The organism is Paenibacillus sp. JT31N17 (assembly GCF_056269255.1).
On the sequence record NZ_JBWDNP010000001.1, the window covers coordinates 886,118 to 903,775 of the forward strand.

At 51.3% G+C, this 17,658-nt stretch carries 14 protein-coding genes and 2 pseudogenes; 9 read left to right on the plus strand and 7 right to left on the minus strand.

The window, feature by feature from the left end:
- Window positions 1–5 precede the first annotated feature (5 nt).
- Window positions 6–1,613, plus strand: a complete 1,608-nt coding sequence (locus AC0YOB_RS03820; protein WP_475791624.1) for an extracellular solute-binding protein — start codon at window positions 6–8, stop codon at window positions 1,611–1,613.
- Between the two features lie 116 nt (window positions 1,614–1,729).
- On the opposite strand, the gene AC0YOB_RS03825 is transcribed toward AC0YOB_RS03820, so the two are convergent.
- Window positions 1,730–2,842, minus strand: a complete 1,113-nt coding sequence (locus tag AC0YOB_RS03825) for a GerAB/ArcD/ProY family transporter (protein ID WP_475791625.1) — start codon at window positions 2,840–2,842, stop codon at window positions 1,730–1,732.
- A gap of 192 nt (window positions 2,843–3,034) precedes the next feature.
- Between AC0YOB_RS03825 and AC0YOB_RS03830 the strand changes: the two genes are divergently transcribed.
- From AC0YOB_RS03830 to AC0YOB_RS03845, 4 genes are all read left to right on the plus strand, one after another.
- Window positions 3,035–3,625, plus strand: a complete 591-nt coding sequence (locus AC0YOB_RS03830; RefSeq protein ID WP_475791626.1) for an acyltransferase — start codon at window positions 3,035–3,037, stop codon at window positions 3,623–3,625.
- Window positions 3,626–3,761: 136 nt separating this feature from the next.
- Window positions 3,762–4,544, plus strand: a complete 783-nt coding sequence (locus AC0YOB_RS03835) for a ChbG/HpnK family deacetylase (RefSeq protein ID WP_475791627.1) — start codon at window positions 3,762–3,764, stop codon at window positions 4,542–4,544.
- Between the two features lie 134 nt (window positions 4,545–4,678).
- Window positions 4,679–5,683, plus strand: coding sequence for a stalk domain-containing protein (locus tag AC0YOB_RS03840; protein ID WP_475791628.1), 1,005 nt, complete (start codon window positions 4,679–4,681; stop codon window positions 5,681–5,683).
- A gap of 46 nt (window positions 5,684–5,729) precedes the next feature.
- The gene (locus AC0YOB_RS03845; RefSeq protein ID WP_475791629.1) at window positions 5,730–6,173 is read left to right on the plus strand and encodes a hypothetical protein; all 444 of its coding nucleotides are present in this window, start codon (window positions 5,730–5,732) and stop codon (window positions 6,171–6,173) included.
- A gap of 164 nt (window positions 6,174–6,337) precedes the next feature.
- Here the strand turns inward: AC0YOB_RS03845 and AC0YOB_RS03850 are convergent, their stop codons facing one another.
- Window positions 6,338–7,669, minus strand: coding sequence for an MFS transporter (locus tag AC0YOB_RS03850; RefSeq protein WP_475791630.1), 1,332 nt, complete (start codon window positions 7,667–7,669; stop codon window positions 6,338–6,340).
- A 371-nt stretch (window positions 7,670–8,040) separates the two neighbouring features.
- On the opposite strand from AC0YOB_RS03850, the pseudogene AC0YOB_RS03855 reads away from it, so the two are divergent.
- From AC0YOB_RS03855 to AC0YOB_RS03870, 4 genes and pseudogenes are all read left to right on the plus strand, one after another.
- Window positions 8,041–10,401, plus strand: a pseudogene (locus AC0YOB_RS03855) (rhamnogalacturonan lyase); the annotation flags it as partial.
- Between the two features lie 24 nt (window positions 10,402–10,425).
- A pseudogene (locus AC0YOB_RS03860) lies at window positions 10,426–11,004 on the plus strand (cohesin domain-containing protein); the annotation flags it as partial.
- On the plus strand, window positions 10,984–11,226 hold the full coding sequence (locus AC0YOB_RS03865; protein WP_475792298.1) for a dockerin type I domain-containing protein: 243 nt from the start codon (window positions 10,984–10,986) through the stop codon (window positions 11,224–11,226). The pseudogene AC0YOB_RS03860 and the gene AC0YOB_RS03865, both read left to right, overlap by 21 nt.
- Before the next feature lie 75 nt (window positions 11,227–11,301).
- Window positions 11,302–12,342 carry an S-layer homology domain-containing protein gene (locus tag AC0YOB_RS03870; protein WP_475791631.1) on the plus strand — a complete coding sequence of 347 codons (1,041 nt, stop codon included), beginning with the start codon at window positions 11,302–11,304 and terminating at the stop codon, window positions 12,340–12,342.
- Between the two features lie 185 nt (window positions 12,343–12,527).
- Here the strand turns inward: AC0YOB_RS03870 and AC0YOB_RS03875 are convergent, their stop codons facing one another.
- The 5 genes from AC0YOB_RS03875 to AC0YOB_RS03895 are packed head-to-tail and all read right to left on the minus strand — an operon-like array spanning window position 12,528 to window position 17,539.
- Window positions 12,528–14,246 (minus strand): sensor histidine kinase, encoded by a 1,719-nt coding sequence (locus AC0YOB_RS03875; protein WP_475791632.1) that lies wholly within the window; start codon window positions 14,244–14,246, stop codon window positions 12,528–12,530.
- Window positions 14,243–15,013: a response regulator transcription factor gene (locus AC0YOB_RS03880; RefSeq protein ID WP_475791633.1), complete on the minus strand. Its 771-nt coding sequence runs from the start codon at window positions 15,011–15,013 to the stop codon at window positions 14,243–14,245. Before AC0YOB_RS03880 ends, AC0YOB_RS03875 begins: the two co-directional genes overlap by 4 nt.
- Window positions 15,014–15,034: 21 nt before the next feature.
- Entirely contained in the window at window positions 15,035–16,186 is a 1,152-nt protein-coding gene (gene msrB / locus AC0YOB_RS03885) for a peptide-methionine (R)-S-oxide reductase MsrB (protein WP_475791634.1), read from the minus strand.
- 44 nt (window positions 16,187–16,230) lie between these two features.
- Window positions 16,231–16,794 carry a TlpA family protein disulfide reductase gene (locus AC0YOB_RS03890; RefSeq protein WP_475791635.1) on the minus strand — a complete coding sequence of 188 codons (564 nt, stop codon included), beginning with the start codon at window positions 16,792–16,794 and terminating at the stop codon, window positions 16,231–16,233.
- A 34-nt stretch (window positions 16,795–16,828) separates the two neighbouring features.
- Complete coding sequence (locus AC0YOB_RS03895) at window positions 16,829–17,539, minus strand: cytochrome c biogenesis CcdA family protein (protein ID WP_475791636.1); 711 nt, start codon at window positions 17,537–17,539, stop codon at window positions 16,829–16,831.
- Window positions 17,540–17,658: the final 119 nt, after the last annotated feature.

Sequence of the window (17,658 nt, forward strand, 5' to 3'; positions counted from 1 at the left end):
ATTACATGTTCTTCAAACGCATGAAATGGGCGACGGCTGCCATTTCGCTGACATTGACAGCGGCTCTTCTCGCCGCGTGCAGCAACGGCGGCTCAAACAATGGCGGTTCGAATGCCGCCGCAGGCGAGCCGCCTGGCGGCAATGCTTCCACGACCAACGCCCAAAGCCAGGACCCGGCCAAGCCGGATACATCGAAGAAGGTTGAACTCATATGGTATCTGCTTGGAGACGCTCATGCGGATACGCCGAAGGTTCTGGATGAATGGAACAAAATGCTGGAGAAGGATCTGAATACGACGGTCAAATTGAACTTTACCTCCTGGAACGAATGGCAGAGCAAATATAATCTGCTGCTCGCCTCAGGCGAGAAAGTGGATATGCTGTTTGCTTCAAGCTGGGCGGATTTCTACAAATATTCCAAACAAGGCGCATTTATGGATCTGACCGACCTGCTGCCCACCTATATGCCGCAAACCTGGGAGCAAGTGCCCAAGGAGGATTGGGACACGGCAACCGTAGGGGGCAAAATCTACGCCGTGCCGAACACGAATCCGGAGTATACGCCGAACGGCCTCGTCTACCGTGAAGACTGGCGGGAAGAACTGAACCTGCCGGAGATTACGGATCTGGATTCGATTGAAGCTTATCTGGACGGCGTGAAGGCGAACAAGAAAGGCGTCACGCCGATCGGAGGGAAAGCCTGGAACGAAGTCTACACTCTGTTCCAGGATTACTATGACTTCAAGATTTATGGCGGCGAGAGCAGCGTCATTGCTTCCTCTTCCTACGACAATCCGCGGGATATCGTTGCCTATCCATTCACGACGCAGTTCGAGGAATACGTCAAACGCATGAAAACCTGGGCGGATAAAGGCTTCTGGGCTTCCAACACGCTGTCTTCCCAGACGGAAGCAGGGGACTTGATCAAGGCAGGCACGGGCGCCGTCTATTGGCGGAATGCTCCGGGAGCCGGGGGTTTTATTACGGACGTATCCAAAACAAATCCGGACTACAAGCTTGGCTACTTCCCGTTCACCAGATTCCATAACTATTCGATTCCGACGCTGCCAATGGCCAACGCCATGGCGATTCCGAAGAGCGCCCAGAACGCTGAGCGTTCGCTTATGGTGCTCGACAAGCTGCGGAACGATCCCACTTATTTCCGTCTGATGACATACGGCATCGAGGGCACGCATTATTCAATCGAGGCCGATGGCAAAACATTCGTCTCGCCTCCTGCGGGAGTAGCGGTGACCAAGGACTGGAAGAATTATGACATTACAAGCTGGGGCTGGCGCAACAAAGACAACATGCTGGCACAAAAAGGCGGCTGGGACGGCATGCAGGCGCTGAATGAGGAGTTCGAGGCGGAAAGCAAGCCTAACATCTTCGAGCCGATCACCATGGACTATGAACCGGTGAAGGCGCAGCAGGCTGCCGTGAACCAGGTGATCAAGCAATATGGCCAGCCGCTCATGATGGGTCTTGTGGCCGACCCGGTGAAGGCGCTTGAGACATACCGCAGCAAGCTGAAAGCGGCGGGCGTGGATAAAATTCTGGAGTATGTGAAAGAGCAGGCAACCGCTTATTTCGACGAAAAAGGCATTCAATAAGAAAAAGAGCTGATGCTCCGCAAGAGTTCTGAAATCATAATCAGTCTAAACCTGTGTTTTTCAAGGTTTAGACTTTTTTTTGGTGCAGAGCAAAAAAATCGAAGCTTTCTTCTGTTCTAGCTGCTGCCGCCGTTTTCCTTGACGGCGACCGGTTTTCCGCGTTTTTTACGAATTACCGCAATGAGCAGCAGCAGGATAGGGTAGCAGATCGTAATAAACAACCCTATCTTCCCGAAGAATTCGACGAACTCATACATTTGAAGCACGCTTTGCGGCAGCATGGCAATCAGAAAGATAAAAGGAAGCAAGAAAAAAGCGAACATTTTATGATCCTGCAAATGAAACATTTGGGTTATCGATTTAATCGTAAGGTAAAAAATCGACAGCAGTGTCGTGAACACATTGGTCACCCATACCGCCAGAATCGCTGCATCCAGCCGTTCCAAAATGTTAGCTGGGAGTGCGGTTGTTTTCGCCAATTCCAATGTCGGCCACATCAATAATTTGATTTCCTCAGGTCCAAATACGGCCACAGCGGAAATGACAGTGAGTACAAAGAAAAAGCTCGGCATAAACCAGCCCCAAATCATTGATAAATAGGCTTTCCTTGGTTTTTTCATGAACGGGATGACCATCGTGATGATGAAGGAGCCTTGAAACAAGGCAGCAATCGTTAATATTCCGAAGAACAGCTCATGATGCTCATTTCCCCATACAGGCAGCAGGTTCAGAGCACGGGAGTTTTTCAGAGACAACAATACAATGATCCAGCCTGGCACCATAATAAAAGGCAGGTAAAATAGATGGATACTGGCGAACGTCACGATATCCGTTCTGGCGAACACGGCCGCAAGCAGCAGCATCGCAAGGACGGTCACTTCCAATGGAGTCCTTTTCAATATGGAGGTGATGACTACTTCCCCAAATTCCCGGGAGATGAGTGCCATTAATATACTAAAGAAGGAGACAATGCTCAAGCTGGCCACAAACGCGATGCCTCTTCCAATAATATCCTCGCTGTACTGGATGATCGATTGGTCGGGAAAACGGACGCCGAGTACCGTAACAAGAAAAAGCCCGAATAATGCGACCAGCGTTCCGAGCAAAGTGACAAGCGGAGCTCCAGTATCTGCTGTGCGAACAGCCAGAAGGGGAACTGCGAGAACGCCGACTCCAATCGTGGAACTAGTCACAATTGCTGCTACCTGAACCGCGGTAATTGGACGCATTTGATCTTCTCCTCTCTGAATAAGCGATGATATAGATAAGCTTCCATTTTTTTCATTCATTTATGTATCGCATTCCTTCCAAATTGAAGTTGTGACAGGCATTTCGTGCAAATAATGATTGCGGTATGAATGGTTGAATGGGTTTCCCGGTCTTATAATGGAGTCAACTTTCAAAACAGGAGGGTGGCGGCTATGAGCTTATGGACATTCCTGGACGGGGCGTACAGCATGCCCGATAAACAAACGCTGGGACGCAGAATCAGCTGCAAGGTGGGATACTGGCTCGCAAACCGGCATCGCAATGCGGTCATCCACCGTACCTGCCTGATTAGCCCCGAAGCCAAAATAAATCCGCGTGAAGGCAGGCTCGAAATCGGTGAAGAGTCCACCATCGCCCTTGGTGTGCTGCTTCAAGGAAACGTAACCGTCGGCAAACGCAGCTCCATTCAGGCGTATTCCAACATTGTCGGATATGGCATGCCGGACGAGCAGCAGGGGAGGGTAATCATCGGCGATGACGTCCGCATTGCTTCACATGCCATCATCATTGCCGGCAACCATCGCTTCGACGATCCAGGCCGTCCAATACGGGAGCAAGGACATGAGCTGCTGCCCATTACGATTGAAAATGATGTATGGATCGCGGGGCGGGTCAGCATAACCGCAGGAGTAACTATTGGCAGAGGCTGCGTCATTGGCGGAGGATCGGTCGTCACAAGAGATATTCCTCCCTACAGTATTGCGGTAGGGGTTCCGGCCAAAGTCGTCAAAAGCAGGAAATAAACAAATGAGCAGCGCGGCCCGAAGTTGAAAATATAATAGGAGTTAAAAACATAATATGGGAAACTTTTTCATTCCTGTTGGCGTCTAAAAATGTAAAGAAGGTTCTGAAAAATTCCAGTGAGGCAGGTGTGATTTCATGGGGAATGAACGGATACGGCTGATTACAAGAGGCGACGATTGCGGAAGCAGCAAATCTGCAAATCGCGGTATATGGGAAGCATATAAAGAAGGTATTCTGAAAAATACATCAGTGATGGCGGTCTGCCCCGCGCTTGAGGATGCGGCGGAGCTTTTGGCTGGCGAACGGGAATTATGCTTCGGCCTGCATGCCGTGCTGAATGCGGAATGGGACCGGGTCCGGTGGGGTCCGGTACTGTCACCCGAAGAGGTGCCGACCCTTGTTGCTGCAGACGGCACCTTCTTCCAGACGACAAGGGAGCTCTGCGATCACGGGCCGCGGGTTGAGGAAATGATGGCCGAGCTTCAGGCTCAGCTCGATAAAGTGAGGCGGGCGGGATTCGACGTCCGGTATTCGGATCTGCATATGGGTTTTGATTGGGTGAATGACGGTTTCCGGGAAGCCTTCGCGATGTGGTGCGGTGCGGAAGGGCTGCTTAACGATTTGGAGCTGCACCGCAGGCTGCCCAAGGTCGATTCCGTGCCTGGCGATCCCGTTGATCAGCTGATTGCCAAGCTCGCGGCGGCGGAGCCGGGGACCTATGTGCTGGTCGGTCATCCGGCGTATGACAACGAGGAGATGCGGACACTCGGACATTTTGGATATGATGGAGAGACTGTAGCGCGTGAGCGGGAATGGGAAAGACGAATATTCACCGATCCGCGGGTTCTTTCATTCTGCCGGCTCAATGGTATCGTGCCGGCCCGGTATGATGAAGTGCATGTACTATCATCAGAATGATAAGCAGGCTTCCGTTCTGGTTCAGCGTTTAACAACATTGGAAGGGGAGCATCGTGCTTCGGCAGCTGCTCCATTCAATTCGATCGGCAGAGAGACCGCCGAAATTTCTGATTCCAGGGAGCGTGGTTGTTCCAATGAAAAGATTAACTTTATCGATAGTGTTATTGTCATTTTGGTGTCTGACGCTTAGTTTTCCCGTACATGCCGATCAAGCCGCAGCAGAAGATGGAATCATACATACTTTAATCAGAGGGGATAAGTCGATTGGGGGCAAGCTCATAGACGGTCATATGTATGCGGATTCATTGGGTTTGCAGAGCTGTTTACCTTTTCTCGTCAATTCCAGGGGAGTGTCGTGGAACCCGGATTTGAAGACAGTATCTTATGACAGTGACATCGGGGAGGGAGAGGAGCATCTGAAATTCCAGTTGGGAAACAATTATTTTACGGATCATGGAGAAAAGGTCATGCTTGCTTCTGCAATCATTTCAATGAACGGGAAAATCTATATTCCTATCAAAGAGGTGGCCCAATATTATGGGCACAGCCTGAAATGGGATAATCGGAGCATGACCCTGACGATCACCCCGGATATTAATTATGATGTACCGCCCGAAACCGGTGAGGTTCAGTTTGAGCATTTTACCGTGCTCCGCGAATTTGAAACCGATCTGAACCTGGATGGAGTGAACGATGAAGCAAGGATGGTCACGAATTACTATGAGAACAATCCGGATTATTTCACAGCTCCTGTCTATTTCGAATATCGAACGAATGATCATGATCCGTTTCACCGGATCGCTTTGGATGTTCCTCCCATCGATTTGACCAAAGATAATTTAAAGGTCCGGACTGGTGATCTGGATGGCGACAGCAGAATTGAAATCGGTTATTCCATTGACTATCCCCAGATGGAGCATACCGAAAGATGGCCTCATATTCTGCAGTACCGGAATGATCGATTTGTCGACAGCAATCTCGCCAAAGAATATGATCTGCTCCTGGACAATTGGGATATTACCCCTACAGACACAGGTGATGCGCAATTAGCTTTATATGAAAAGAATGGGGTGTTCGACGATAATCCCGCCATTCATTATTATAGGCTTGGACAGAACGGTGAGCTTGAACGAAATTAGTTCGCGGCAAGAGCAGGGAGTATGAAGGGGAAGGAGAAGCAGCGCTATGTTTATCCGAATGACTATCCTCGCTGGCTTAATTATTTTGATTACCGCATGTTCTGCTTCAAACGATGATCGGAAATGGGAACCAAGCGGAACCTTTGAAGCCGGCGGAATGACCATGTACGGAAAAGAAAACCGGTTGGGATTTGATCCTCAAGGCAATAGCGTTATATCAAAAGGCGGACACTTCACTATTTATTTTTGGGGAAAGCCGGAAGAAATAGCAGATACGTTCAAGTTGATGGGTGTGCACCAGAAGACGGGGGCAATAGAGACATTGTACGCCGACTGGGAGGTCACAAGGACAGAAAATAAGGTTGGAGCAGACGCGCAGGGCGGCGCCAAGTTCATTCTTAACCAGGATGGAACCAAAAAGGGAAAGTGGCGGCTTGAGGTATACATGGGTGACACGTATTTTGACAGTATTGTTGTAGAAGCCGCATGATTTCACTCAAATAAACACGCAGGCGGTTGCTTCGCGGCAGACTTGCATCGTTCGAATGAATCAAAAAGCCATGTTTCTCTACTCATTGGTAGAAAACATGGCTTTTAGCTATTGGCTGGCAGCCCGTGATCTAACTGAAATTGTTACAGTTCGGCAAGAATCATTCACAACGTCTTGGTTCCCGGCTTCGTCATCACATGATCGCCGGGCTTTAACGGATCTAACGGCTGCTTGTTCTCGATCGGCGCAATTGAGGGCTCTGCGCTTTCATCCAGCGGGTCCCAAATCCGCAGCGCCGGGCGGAATGCCAGCAGCAAAGCGGCTGCAACGATCATAAGCATCCCATTGGTCCTTATGACATACGAAGAGCCAACGAGTTGAGCGACAAATCCAACCGTTAATGAGGATATGGGCTGTGTGCCTACGGCGATCATGACCTGAAGGCTCAATACCCGGGCCCGCATGTTCGAAGGGGCCAATACCTGAATCAGCCCCTTGACCGTAGTCAATACGACAGGCTGGGCGAAAGCCGCGCAGAAGATGGCCAGCAAGGAGAAAGGCAGCCAGCCGGAAAGCGAAAACGCGCCGAACCAAAAGCCGGACCAGGCAATGATGGCTGCAAGCGCCAGTCCGGTCCGCCGCACCCGCTGCAGGATTGGCGTCAGGAGCAGTGCGCTGAAGAATGAGCCTGCTCCGAAAGCCCCCATCATCGTACCCAGCGTTTCCGGTCCGCCGCGCAGCAGATGATCGGCGATTTCCGGGAAAAGCTGCGTATTGACGAAACCAAACAGGGTTGTCATCGCCGTGAACAGAATTAAATCCTGAATCCGCGGCTTCCTTCGGACGAAGCTGAGACCTTCCCGAAAATCCATCAGCGGATTGCTTGCGCTGATCTGCCGCTCTTGGGTGGCTTTTACCGAGAACAAGCTCGCAATCACCGCCACATAGCTAAGTCCATTCAGCCAGAACGCCGGGGCTTCTCCGAAACCGCCTATCATCAAGCCTGCCACCGATGGCCCGATCATCCGCATGACCTGTTCCATGATCGCGTTGAGGGTAAATCCCTTGCGGACATGCTCAACACCGGACAGATCGCCGATGAAGGCTTGCTGGGAAGGGATATCCAGGGCGTTCACGCATCCGAGAATACCCGCGAGAATATAGACATGCCAGATACGCACCTCACCCGTATATACCAGCCCGCCCATGATAACAGCGAGGGTCATAGCCAGAATATTGGTGTAAATCAGCAGTTTTCGGCGGTCGAGCCGGTCTGCCCATACGCCGGAGAACGGGCCGAGCAGAAGGACGGGAAGCGTATTCAGCATGGCAACGATTCCAAGTGCGGCCGTTGAGCCGGTCAACCGCCATACCACCCAGGCCTGGGCAGTGCCCTGCATCCAGTTTCCGAGCATCGATACGCCCTGACCGCCCAGATAGATCCGGAAATTTCGGCTGCGTAGGGGAGATAGAGTATCCATCAGAGAACGAAACAATTTGTCACCTCAGTATCCCATGTAATGGTATTGAAATCGCGCTTTCATTTTGTCTATCGTCATCATAACATCATTGATGTCCGCTGAAAATAAAGCTCAAGGCGCATGAAGGATTCGCCATCGCCGAACTATCACTGTTTTTTTTAAGTTTATCACTGTTTTTTCTATTTTGAGGCTCCCGTTGAAAATCTATAATGGAAACAAATCTCCTCGATTGTGGCGGTTAAATTTTTTGACAAGGGGTGAAAGCGGTTTCTTGGAGTTTGTAACCTGTTATAATCGTCTTCTCATCTATGCTTCGAAATTGAAGGGAGTATTTTGCAACCGCTTTATTGCAGGTATTCAATTAAAAAGATGGGCAGGTGATCGCTATGGTTTCAAGGAAATTCTCCTTCATCAAAAAAACGCTGACGGCAGCTTTGGGGGCATCATTGATTTTGTCCAGCATCTCCGGCATTGCGGCAGCCAGTACACAAGCCAGCCAATCATCAGTCAAAAACGGGTATCAGCTGGAGTATCTGGATCGCGGACTGACTGCTGCCAAAGTATCCAATGGCGTGTTTTTGAGCTGGAGGCTGCTGGGTCATGAGGTAACCGGATATTCGGACAAGGGTCTGACAGGGACGAACTTCAACGTCTACCGGAGCGGTGAGAAGATCGCCACTGTCACAGAGAGCACGAACTATCTGGATGCTGCCGGAACGGCGGCAAGCGAGTATTCTGTCGTTGCCGTCGTTGATGGCGAAGAGACGGATGCGAGCGGTATCGTAAAGCCGTGGGCAGGCAATTATCTGGATGTTCCGCTTAAAGTTCCGGCACCCGGCACGACGCCGAAAGGCGAAAACTATACGTATTCGGCAAATGATACAAGCGTCGGCGACGTTGACGGCGACGGCCAATACGAGCTTTTCGTCAAATGGGACCCCTCGAACTCGAAGGACGTCTCCCAAAAAGGCTACACGGGAAAGACATACATCGATTGTTATACGCTGGAAGGCAAGCTGCTCTACAGAATTGACCTTGGCGTCAATATTCGGTCAGGTGCCCATTACACCCAATTCAACGTCTATGACTTTGATGGCGACGGCAAAGCGGAAATTATGTTTAAGACGGCTCCCGGCACAAAAGTCATCAAATATGACGATGCGGGCAATGTCGCTTCGGAGAAATACATTACCATTCTGCCGGAAGATATCGCTGCCGGCTACAGCAATACGGACGACTACCGCTACAGCGCAGCTGACTATTACGACCATCTTGTCCGGATGTTCCAGGATTACCAGAACCATCCGGAGGTTGTCGCAGGCCACTGGCCGGCAACCATTGAAGAGGCATTCCGCCCGTTGGAAGCGCTCTTCACCGGCAGCCAGGCGCTGCCTCCTATGCCAATCCATCCATATCCGTTGTCAGTTGAAGATGCGCGGACCCTGGCGGATTATTATATCGATGTTCTTGCCCCTAAACGGAGTGCGAACAATCAATTGCGGACATTCGATGGCTTCATCATGACAGGACCGGAATATTTGTCCGTCTTCAATGGCGCAACCGGCGACGAAATGGAGTCCATCCGGTTCAAGACGGGACGCACGGACGACGGTCTCATGTGGGGAGACTATGCGCTTGGCAGAGTTGAACCAGGCAATCGCGTAGACCGTTTCATGAGCGGTATTGCGTTCCTGGATGGCAAAAAACCTTATTCCATTATGGTCAGAGGCGTATACACCAGAGTGACCATGGTTGCTTACAGCTGGAATGGCCAGCATCTGGAGGAGTATTGGAACGTTGACAGCGGCTGGGTGCCGATGACGAATCCATTCTTCGATACTCCGCATGGCAGACCGGGCACGAATCCCGGCTATGAAGGCTTGACGACGCAGGGCGGTCACTCCATGAGCGTTGCGGATGTAGATTTCGACGGCAAGCAGGAAATCATCTACGCCGCGTCGACCATTGATGACGACGGTACGGTCATGTACAATTCATCAGGCGCTATGCCTCCAGCAAGCGAGGCGCCGGGCGAGATTCGCAGAATTGGACATGGCGATATGCTGCATGTCGCGGATATCGATCCGGATCGTGCGGGACTCGAGATTTTCATGGTGCATGAAGGGGCAACGAGCGTGCCTTACGGTTATACCATGCGCGATGCCCGGACCGGTGAAGTTATTTATGGCGCTTATACGGGCAGAGACACGGGCCGCGGCATGATCGGCGACGTTAATCCCGATGTCAGAGGCTTGGAAACGTGGGCGGTATCATTATTGAGCGCGACTGGCGCTCCCGTGAGCGGGGGGATGCCAGGAACGAACATGAGCATTAAATGGAATGCGGATATGACAACGCAGCTTATTGACGGCTCAGGGAACTCGACGCCGACCATCCAGCAGCGCTATCCATCCGTCTCCACCGTACTGACAGCAACAGGCACGAGAACGAACAACTCGACCAAAGGCAATCCAAACCTCGTTGCCGATATTTTTGGCGATTGGAGAGAGGAGCTGCTTGTCAGAACGACAGACAGCTCTGCTCTGAGGATCTATATGAGCACAAGCGTAACCGATCACAAGCTTCATACGCTGATGCATGACGCTCAATACAGACTGCAGGTTGCCGGGCAGCAAACCGTCTATAACCAGGCGGATTACACCAGCTACTATTTTGCAGGCGATACGGATTTCTCCAAAGTCAAGGTACTCGATTTCTGGACCCCGGTGGTGAATGAAGTGTCCAGCGGCGGTGTGCTGAGCGGTGTTGACGCTGCAGTGGCGGGTCAGCCATTCGATATTACGTTCAGCTTAAATAACGTCCAGGATGAGGTTGTCGCGCAGGATATCACCATTGCCTATGATTCAGATAAGCTGGAGGTTACTGCGCCGCCGGTTTCGCTGGACGAGCAGAAGGTTGTTATAGCAGGTTATGATGATAAGCCTGGATCACTCCGGATATTAGCCGTTCATCTTGGCGATAAACAAACGAATCCGAACGGTGATTTGATCAAGCTGAGCTTCAAAGCCGGGCAAACAGCGGGTGCGGGAATGACCAGCATTGCTGTCAGCAAGCTGGTCAACTCGAACAGCTCGGGCGAGGAATCGATACTCAGCGGATTCTCGCATGAGATTCAAATTTCTGTCATTGACAAGTCTGCGCTGACCACTCTCATTGCGGAAGCGCAAAATGTGAAGGACAATGCGGTTGAAGGCAGCATGGCCGGTCAATATCCTGCAGGCTCCAAAGCAACCTTGCAGTCCGCGATTGACAAGGCAGCGCAAGCTGCTGCTGACGCCGCATCGACGCAAGCGCAGATTGAGCAGGCTGTGAGTAAGCTTAGCGAAGCTCTGCAAGCCTTCAAGGCAAGCGTTGTAGTCGCAGCCCCAGGCGATTACAACAATGACGCACAAGTTAGCATCGGCGACCTGGCTATTATGGCCAAGGCTTACGGTGCGACATCGGCTGACGCGAATTGGAATCAAGTGAAGCACCTTGATATGAATCATGACGGCGTGATCGATATCGCCGACCTGGTCGCACTCGCTGTGCTTATCTTTAACTGGAAATAAGCCGGGGAATAAGTCCGGCCGGGAGGGGAAGCCGCCGTTTCTATCCTCCCGGCCGCTTCCTGAAAGGACTGCTGCATGATAAATCGAAGATGGATTCATTTCAGTTTGATACTTCTGCTGGGTCTCTCTATGTTTCCATTCACAGCTGTGGGCGCGGGCAAGCCTGCTTTTGCATTGTCATTGAACCATTCTACGCTGGAAACCGGTGAGGAAGTGCTGGTTACGGTGAAAGGCGGGCAGCTCGAGGATTTGTTCGGTTATGAAATTCGTCTGACCTATGATCCCGGTCGCATCCGGTTCAAGAGCGCTTCTGCCCTTTGGCCAGGCTTTTCTGTCCCGGATTCGGACGATGATGGCGAGGTCATTTTCGCGCACACGAAGCTCGGCAAATCACAAGGTGAGAAAGGCGCCGCCGATATTGCCTCATTCTCATTCGAAGCCAAAGGCGCGGGCGATGCAGCTATCACCCTGACAAGAATCAAGCTCGTCGATTCGCAGGTCCAATCTGTCGTAGAAACACCGCAGACCAGAGCCGTGCTGCATATCACATCTGCACAGACCAGGTTCTTCAGCGACCTTGACGGCCATTGGGCAAAATCAGCCGTAGAGGAGGCAGCCGGTATCGGCTTTGTCAATGGCTATCCGGACAATACCTTCCGTCCTGACGCCAAGATCAACAGAGCCGAATTTGCCGCCATGCTGGCGCGTGCTGCTCCGTTGTCTGCCGAAGGGGAGACGATGCTGAGCTATGCCGATGCCGGTCAAATTCCTGAATGGGCAGCACCGCATATTGCGGCTGCAACGGCTTCAGGCATCCTTATCGGTTATTCGGATCGCACGTTCCGTTGGAACAGCAGCATTACCCGGGCAGAGATGACGGTTATGATCGCCCGAACCGCGCATCTCGAGTTGTCGGAAGGTACTCCGGCGGGCTTTGCGGATGACAGTGAAATTCCTGCATGGGCTTACCGGGAAGTGTCTGCGGCCAAGGCTAGCGGCTTGATTCAAGGCAAGAACAACAATCTGTTTGATTCCTCCGGCAGCGCTACACGTGCTGAAGCCGTGACGATTATCTTGAATCTGCTGCATAAGTCGGAAGGGCAGCTGTTTGATTAATTCGCGGGGGAAAGTCGAGATAATAAAACAAGAGGCCGCTTGCACGATGGTATTCATCGTGCAAGCGGCTTTTTTCCGGAACTATGAGTGAAGAAACTTGCTGCGCCGCTAGGACGGCGACAGCCGTTTATTCTTTCCGAATCGGAAACAAAGTATGGGTGATGTCCAGGCAGATGTGATCGCTATCACGGAATCAGGATCGTGACAGTCGTTCCTTCTCCCAAGCGGGATTGCAGGGTGACGCCATATTCCCTGCCGTAATACAGCTTCAAGCGGTCGTCCACATTGTTGATGCCGACGCCGCCCAATTTGGGCAGGGAAGCCGACGTTCCGATGCCTGCGGCCTCTTTGCGCGAGTCCGGATCGAAGCCGACTCCGTCATCCTTCACAACGAATATTACATTCCCGTCAGCCGTGCTGCCGCATGTAATTTGCAGGAAGCCGGGGCCATCTTTTTCCCGGATGCCATGATAAATCGCGTTTTCGACGAGAGGCTGCAAAATGATTTTCGGAATTACCTTTGCGGATAATGCCGGGTCAAAATGAATATCGTAATGAAGCTTCTCGCCATACCGTTCCTTCTGGATAAATAAATATTGGGCGACATGGTTCATTTCATTTTCAATCGTCGTCATTTCACTTCCGCCGCTCAACGACAATTGAAAAAATTTGGCCAGCGCTTTGGTCGTCGAAATCACGCGTTCGCTCTCGTTGAATTCCGCCATCCAGACAATCGTGTCCAAGGTGTTATACAAAAAATGCGGGTTGATCTGGCTGTGCAGCACGCTGAGCTCGTAGGCATGCAGCGCCTTTTCCTTCGTTTCGATCTCCTGCATCAATCGCCGTACCTCCGACACCATCGTGTTGAAATGCTGGGCAAGCCCCTGGACCTCCGTCACTCCGGTCTCCGGTACGCTCACCTCCAGCGTGCCCGTCTCCACCTTCTGCATGGCCTGCTCCAGCCGGTGGATCGGACGGGTAATGCTCTTCGCGATGAAGGGGGATACCACGACTATAAGCAGCAGCAGTCCCAGCCCGACAATGGCGAACGAACGCAGCAGCTGGTTGCGGACCTGCTGCAGGCCGTCCAGGGAACTGACGCCGACCAGCGTCCAGTCGGAATTTCGCAGCTTCGTTTTGTAAACGAGCAAATTTTGCGTCTGATCAAAGCCCTGCGCCGACATGCTGATCTTCCTTAGCTGCTCCTGCTTGTTCTGATCGGTGAAATAAGCGGGATCCTTGTGATAAACAATCTCGCCTTTACTATTGATAATAAAAGCAAAGCCTTTGCTTCCAAGCTTCAAATCGTTCAAATAATCCTCGATGCCTTTATATTCGATGTCCAGAAGGACAACGCCGAGATTGCGGTTGTCCGCATCTTTAATTTCCTGGCTCATCGAGATGACCCAATTATTCTTGTCCATCGAAAATTTCTGCATCCGGGCAGAGGTGAGCGCCGGGTTCGTGCTGTTGATCGCCGCGACGTACCAAGGCTCGTTCATCATATCGGAAGAACGCCGCATATTCAGCTTTTTCTCATTGGACAGCACATACCCGTCCTTGCCGATGACCACGACGGACTTGATATAGGAATCGGACAGCAGCACATTATTGATAAACTGCAGCTCGTCCTTCTCTCCGGTTTTCGTTTGCGAGGAGAGGGTCTGGATCGTTTGGGGACTGCGGGCAAGCAGGGTGGAGAGCACCTTCAGCCGGTCGATATACATTTCAACCAAAGTGCCGCTTTTTGAAATTGCCATATTGGATGATTGAATGGAATCATTCAGCACCACCCGCGAGATGCCAAAGTACAGAACGGCCCCGATGATTCCAATCGTCACGAAGCTGATCAGCATATAGATCCAGGATATTCTAAACTGGAGGGAGCGGGGAAATCGCTTCACGAGTGTTTGGTCCTTTCCCGGTATTGCAGGGGAGAGAGCCCGAATTTCTTCTTGAAGGCGGCGCTGAAATAATTCGGGTTGTCGAAGCCTACGGCCGATGAGATTTCATACACTTTCAAGTCGGATATAAGCAGCTGCAGCTTGGAGCGCTCCAGACGGGCAGCCAGCAGGTAATCCTGAAAAGACACATTAAACAGCCTTTTGAACAGGACGCTCATGTACCCGGAGCTAAATCCTTTCTGACCGGCCAGCATGGCCAGCGAGAAATCCGGATTGGCTACATTATCCTCGATGATTTGGGCGATGGATGCTTTGCTGTCGGATTCGTCCGTCATTTGCAGCGTCGTTTTATACTCGGTGACCAGATGCTGCAGCTCGGATTGCTGCTGCTCGTTCTGGAGCTTTGCCACCAATTTGCGCAGCACCTCGTATACGTCGCTTTTTGAGACCGGTTTCAGCACATAGTCATCAATGCCGATTTTCAAGGCGGCAACCGCGTAATCGTAATAATCATAACCCGTAATGACGGCGATTTTGACATTTGGCTTCAGTTCCTTGGCTTTTCTGGCAAAATCCAATCCGTTCATCTTGGGAATGTTAATATCCAGCAGTACGATGTCGGGACGGTGGGCGAGGAAGAGCATAAGCCCTTTCTCGCCATTATCCGCTTCCATGATTTCCGTAATGCTGAACGTCTCGAACGGCACGAGCCGTTTGATTCCATTCCTGACCAGTTCCTCGTCCTCCACGATCAGCAGCTTATACATCGGTTTCAGACTCCTTGAATTTTATTCGACTTCAGATTGCAAATATCCGTAGCCTTCTTTTTGCATATCATCGAGCGGCACAAACCGGATGGAGGCGCTGTTGATGCAAAATCGTTTCCCGCCCGATTCCTTTGGCCCATCATCGAACACATGGCCCAGATGGATGTCGCCGACGCGGCTCCTGGCCTCCGTGCGGACCATATTGAAGCTCGTATCTTCATCATACGTTACCACATCCGGATCGATTGGCTTCGTGAAGCTGGGCCATCCGCAGCCCGCATCGTACTTGTCGCGGCTGGAGAACAGCGGCTCTCCCGTTGCGACATCGACGTAGATGCCGGGATCGAATGTATCCCAGTATTCGTTGGAGTAGGCAGTCTCCGTATCCTCGAGAACCGCGACCTTGTACTGAATATCCGTCAGTTTTGTTTTCAGTACATCGTCGCTTGGACGGGAATATAGAGAAGGATCGACTTTTACCGGTTCATCCAGAATGCTGAGTTCCACATGGCAGTATCCGTCCGGGTTTTTCTCCAGATAATCCTGATGGTAGTCTTCAGCCAAATAGTAATTCGTTAACGGCAGCACTTCGGTGACGATTTTTTTATCGTATTTTTTCTGTTCCTTGGCTACGACTGCGTTGATGACGGATGCGTCGGCGTCATTGACATAGTAGATTCCCGAGCGGTAATTGATGCCTGCGTCGTTCCCCTGTTTGTTCACGCTCGTCGGGTTGATGACTTTGAAGAAATCGGTCAACAGGTCGGACAATTGAATGCGTTTGGGATCATATTTCACTTCTACCGTTTCGGCAAACCCTCGGTCACCGCGAACCACATCTTCATAGGTCGGGTTCTCGCCTGTTCCGTTAGCATATCCCGAGGTTGCGTCCTGTACGCCGATAATGCGGGAAATGTAGGCTTCGATTCCCCAGAAGCAGCCTCCCGCCAAATAGATGGTTTGCAGATCGCTTTGGGAGTAATCGATCTTGTCATTCGGGTTTGCGGATCTGGTCGTTGTTGGTCCTGTCTCCGGAGCAGACGCGGTTGTAATGGAAGAATCCGCAGCCCCCGCCGCTTGCGAGGCGGATGGGCTGATCAATTCCTTCGGACTGCCGCAGGCTGTAACAAACAGAAACATCAGCAGTGAGACTGCACATAAAAGTCGTTTCAAGTTATTCCCTCCCTTTGAATTTTGACAAGTCTTTAAGCGACACGCTAGGAAATCGCTTTAAATGTATTGGTGATGATGTCATTGGAATTTTGTCCCGGTGCTGTTTTGACGAGAACGCCGTCTGAGCCGATATAAAGTGAAGTGGGATATCCTCGTATCCCGAACTTCTGGGCCCATTTTCCGCCTTCATCCAGCAGCACGGTGATGTTCCTGCCCGTTTCCTCAGACTGAAGCCCCTTGAACCACTGCGTAAAATCCTCCGTTGATTGCTCTCCTTTAAAATTAGGGCTGACGATCGTGATCACCTTGAAATCATTGCTCTGGCCGGCCAATGTGTTCAATTCGTCCATCCCGGCCAGGCAAATCGGACACCAGGAAGCCCAATATTTCACATACACCTTTTGCCCGGAAAGGCTGGCCAATGTGACCTCGTTCCCGTCGAGATCCTTAAGATCGAACATCGGCGCAGCAGATCCTTTGTTCAATACCGTCTGCGCTGCTTGTGCCGTCTGCGCATTCGGCGCATTGTCCTTATTCCCGCAAGCCGCAAGGATCAGCAGCATGGAGAGCAGGGCCATGACGGCCGCCGGCCATTTTCCTGTATTCATGGATAAAACCTCCTTCTGTTTGTGCGTACTGCCATTAAAACATCGTTGCAATCATGTTCAATTTATTCGTCATAAGCAGAACCCCCATTACAATTAGCAGGATGCCGGAGACCACTTTTAACATCGGCATATGCTTATTGAGCGATCTCAGCCTTCCTATCAACAGATCCGAGAAGACCGAAAGGACCAGGAACGGAATTGCCAAGCCAAGCGCATAAATGAGCATATAGCCTCCGCCTTGTGCGGACGAGCCTTCGCTGGCAGAAAGGCTGAGCACAGCCGCGAGTATCGGGCCGATGCAAGGTGTCCAGCCGAAGCTGAACGTGAAACCGAGCAGAAAGGAGGCGGCAAAGCCCTTTTTCCCACTTCGCCCAAGCGTCAGTTTCTTCTCGCGCTGCATGAAAAGCAGCTTGATAACACCCGTTTGAAAGATCCCGAAGACAATGACAATGATTCCGCAGATGACGATAAACCAGGAAGTATTAATGATGCTTCCTAGCGCCCCTGCGCCGAAACCAAGGAGCACAAAAACGAAGGATATTCCGAGAATAAAAAACAGCGTGTTTCCGATCAGGAGGGGATGAATCCGCAGCTTTCCCCATTTGACCTCATTCATCCCGTTTCCCGGGACAGCGCCTCCGAGCTGGGCGATATAAACAGGCAATAACGGCAAAATGCACGGTGAGAAAAAGGAAAGCAGACCTGCAATAAACACACTTCCAATGAATACCTGCTCCGTCAACACGGCAACGACCTCCTTGCTGCTTCCAGTTTACGACTTTTCCAGCATGATTGGTATGTGCTCTGATGATTAGTTTCTGTGAAATAATAATGTCATGCTGTCATGAAAGACACTTAATTGAC